The sequence below is a fragment of the Leptonema illini DSM 21528 genome, assembly GCF_000243335.1.
GTDB lineage: Bacteria > Spirochaetota > Leptospiria > Leptospirales > Leptonemataceae > Leptonema > Leptonema illini.
The window spans coordinates 119,638-123,468 of record NZ_JH597773.1; the positions used below are offsets into that span (position 1 = coordinate 119,638).

4 protein-coding genes are annotated in these 3,831 nt (G+C 49.9%); all 4 read right to left on the minus strand.

Going from position 1 to position 3,831, the window contains the following annotated elements; all coding sequences use genetic code 11:
- Nucleotides 1-472 (minus strand): hypothetical protein (locus tag LEPIL_RS00560; protein ID WP_002768904.1); only part of this gene is annotated, 472 nt, incomplete at its 3' end.
- A 962-nt stretch (nt 473-1,434) separates the two neighbouring features.
- Nucleotides 1,435-2,400: a WG repeat-containing protein gene (locus LEPIL_RS00570; protein ID WP_169314784.1), complete on the minus strand. Its 966-nt coding sequence runs from the start codon at nt 2,398-2,400 to the stop codon at nt 1,435-1,437.
- 154 nt (nt 2,401-2,554) lie between these two features.
- Nucleotides 2,555-3,433 (minus strand): hypothetical protein, encoded by an 879-nt coding sequence (locus tag LEPIL_RS00575; RefSeq protein WP_143464871.1) that lies wholly within the window; start codon nt 3,431-3,433, stop codon nt 2,555-2,557.
- A gap of 182 nt (nt 3,434-3,615) precedes the next feature.
- On the minus strand, nt 3,616-3,831 hold a 216-nt coding region (locus tag LEPIL_RS00580), incomplete at its 5' end, for an IS3 family transposase (protein ID WP_002768910.1).

A 3,831-nucleotide genomic window follows, 5' to 3' on the forward strand; every position in this document is an offset into this window, starting at 1 on the left:
TCTGGCTCTTCGCCTTCTCGACCGCATCATTGAGATTGATGGGAGTCATGCTGATGCCGGCGTTACTGGCTAACGTCTGCAGCTGGGTGTTGAATCCACCAAGCACCTCGGTTAATGCGGCTTCGCTGGCCGCTTCTGAGGCCTTCTTCTTGAGGTCGACCTCCCACTGCTCGCGGTCGGCCATGTGCTTCGCGATACGCTCGTCCCATTCTTTATTGCCGTCTTCTATCTTACGATCGAATTCTCGTTCCCAGTCTCGCCATTCGGTTAAATAGCGGTCCTCGGCGTCGGTCCACGAGCGTTTGCCGGCCTTGAGCATGGCGGCGACGCGGCTCTCCCATTCCTGACGGCGGTCGAGCAGTTCCTGTTCGCGAAGATCCCACTCCTTTTTCTGTACGTTGACTCTCTGCTGCAACTCCAGATCGAATACGGCCTGCTGGTTGGCTTCATAGTCGGCGTAATGATCAAGCACTCATTGCGGGCGCCCCGGTTATTACCGATGCCTGCCGCATTCGCTCATGCCACCAACCGGCGGGCTCTCCGCCCGAGCAACTCCCCGCCTTACGGCGGGTCCCCTCTTCGGGCTGTCGATCCCTGGCGCAGGGTTCGTCTTGAGAATCTACTTTCGTTACCCGAGAGTCCTGATTCACCCACAACGAATCATCAGCCAGATCGAAGTGATCTTTTCTAACAGCTTATCCGAGGCCGGAAACAAGACCATGAAGTACGAGTATCTCTTTCCACAGAAGCCATACTCTTATGGAGACGTTATCCGAATTCTCGAAAAGGCCTCGAGTTTAACAGTCGGCCTCACGGACAACTCTACGGTCTTTCTCCCGATGACGTTCTCGCGGGAAAGATGCCCGACAAGCACCTCTTTCGCGAGAAAATCGAGCAGGCGAGAGCGAACCGACCGGAATCAACAGAAATCAGGTCTGCGGTATCTGCTGATAACCCAGCCAAGCCGTTAACTGACCTCAAATCTCTGACCTCCTTATCGATTCTCCTTTCTTCTCGTATCTCAAATGACCTTTTCCAGCATGTCCGGAAATTCGGACGGCTTTCTTTCATTTCTACAAGCAAGCCTGCAGGGCTCAGGCCCGACCGTTGATCGCCGTTCCGAGAGTCCGCGGTCTTCATCACAGATACTTTCCAATGGAAAAAGTAGCATGAGACGAGTTATTGTAGACCACAGGTGTTCGTCTCTTCTGCTCCTACCTGGCATGAGTTCTCATGCTTTCCTCCAACGTTCACCACGATGCCTCTTTACCATCGCAGCTTGAGGCGGTTTGAAACCAGCTTCTGTCAGCAGACTCCGAGGGGCCTACCCTCATCTCTATCTCAGCCTCGTGGAACACCGGAAATCCGGACAGTTCTCTTTCATTTCCACACGCAAGCATGCAGGGCTGACCGACTCTACTCGACACAACAACTTTACTCAGGCTTTATAAGTCTACCATCGATGGTCAGATACTTGCACACATTCTCTGGATATCGATCTACGCAGAATAAATCTGGCCCTAATAATTCAATGTCTCTTGACTGCAAAGGTATAATCCATTTCCCCGAGGGACCAATGACACCGTCCTTTTCTCCTTCTTGATCCGAGGCTCTAAAGAATGCCATCCCGAAATCGAATCCGTCAGAACATTGAACAAATGCAGGTTGAACTATCCATTTCCCCTGTCTATCAATCAAACCACATAGCTTTGAGTCACCGAGAACGAAAGCAGCGGCAGCACCTCCATGAAAACTTGAGACATAAGAAAATTGCGGTTCGATTACAATATTACCGCTCCTATCTATCGCTCCCCAACGATCACCAACCTTTACGGGAGCCATTCCCTCCGAAAACTGACCCACGTTATCATAGCTCGGCTTGATAACCACGGTTCCAAGAGGAAAATGAACAAAACCCTGGCGACCGCTTTGATCCTCTACCTGTATCAGATCCTCTGCTGGACATCTGTTAGGCCAGCCCGGTTCTCTTTTAATATAGCTCAGGCCCTGCGGTAATGCAAACATCTTCCCTTTGCCATCTACCATTCTTGTCTGCATTTCTTGTTTTACGCAAAAATAACCATTCGCCAATGGTTCAAGGAAATAGTTGAGTCCCTCCAGTCCAACAATGTTACCCGAGCGGTTGATGACAATAGCGCGAAAATTTGTAAATCTACTAACGGCAGCGAACCCGCCTCTGAATTCCAAGGCGTGGTAGAATTGTGGCTTGATTACATACTGCCCCTTTTTGTTGATATAGCCATGCGGGCAATCCTCCAGGATATAGTCATCAAGAGGGATATTGCACTCCGTCCCCTCGGCTACAACGGCCAGTCCTTCATAAAAAAAATCAGCCCAGCGAAACCGTGGAGGGATGATAATCTTCCCGTTGCGATCCATATAACCATAGAGCTTCCCGCTCTTGAACGGGAGCAAATCCGTCTCGGGCCAGAATCGGCGCGCCAGTAGAGGCGGCGACAAAAACATGAGGAACACGACCGCAACGAGCAAACTATAATAAACTCTGTATAGGCGTCGAAAGGACAACCTCACACTATTCAAGACCTCGCCGCCACGGTTCATCTGTTGTGATAAATCTGCCTTTGCTATCATATTTTGCCCTCAAATGAAATCCTTTATTCCCCTGTTTCCATGCATCGGTTAAATCATCTGCTTGGATTCTCTGAATCGTTCGATTTTCATGTTCTTTTAAAGCAGGAGCATTTTTTGTTGACCAGGTCATTTCGCCCGTCTGAGCATTGACGTGCCATTGACCAAGCAACTGATCTGTATCCTGGTCGTAAACTTCTATGTAGGCCAGAGGCGTCAGATCACCCGGCTTGGTAACCTTTGTCTCCTCGCCATCTGCCCGTGGTTCATAAAATGCGATGGCATATGTTGCCTGCGTAGGTCGCCGATTATCATCTACGGTATCGAACCGAAAGTGGGATCTACCTTTTTTCGCTGTGAAGGAAATCGATGATCCGTCATCACTTACAGAGAAAGTATTTGAATCAAACCGATCGCTATTGTCAATCCTTGCAGTCTGCACAAGCAAGCTCTCTCCGGCTACTTTAGTAGTATTGAAGCGCTCTATTATGAGGACATCCTTATTCAGTCGACCATCACCATTCGTATCTTCATACATGTAACGCGTGAAAGTATGCCCATCTTTCGAGTAATCAATCCGAATAATATTGCCGCGAGCAGTAGGATTTCCGTCCTTCGGCATTAGAGAGTAAATCGTTTTCCCATCCTCTCCTATTCGCTGCACGAGCTCACCTGACGCCAGTTTACTCTGTTTCCAACTTTCAAAACTCATTCCTTCTCGAATCCATGGCCTTATAAGTCGAGGGTCTCGCTGCGGCGGCGTCTGGCCCATACGCTCGCCCTCAGGCGGTTCGCCCATAGCTTCGGCCAGCTTCTGCGCCATATATTCCGGGTCAAAGTCAGAAAGAGAAGACCGAGGCCTGTCATCCAATGTGTCGTCGTCGCCATAGTAGTCTACCCAGCCTGCCTCCTCCTCCTTCCTCCTCATGAGTCCCGCAGCAGACATTCCTGCCCGGTAACCCTGATCCGTCTGATTGAATCGTACCGGATTTTTCGGACACCCCATCAGGCCACTTTCTTAGTTTCAAATGCCTCCGATGAGAGATAGCCCAGATAACTGTGGCTCCTCTTCCGGTTATAAAAGACTTCGATGTAATCGAATATCTCGCACTTCGCTTCCTCTTGATTCGCGAAGACCTTTCTGTCCAGCTCATTCTTCATCTGACCGAAAAATGATTCGGCGACGGCGTTATCCCAGCAGTTGCCTTTACGACTCATGCT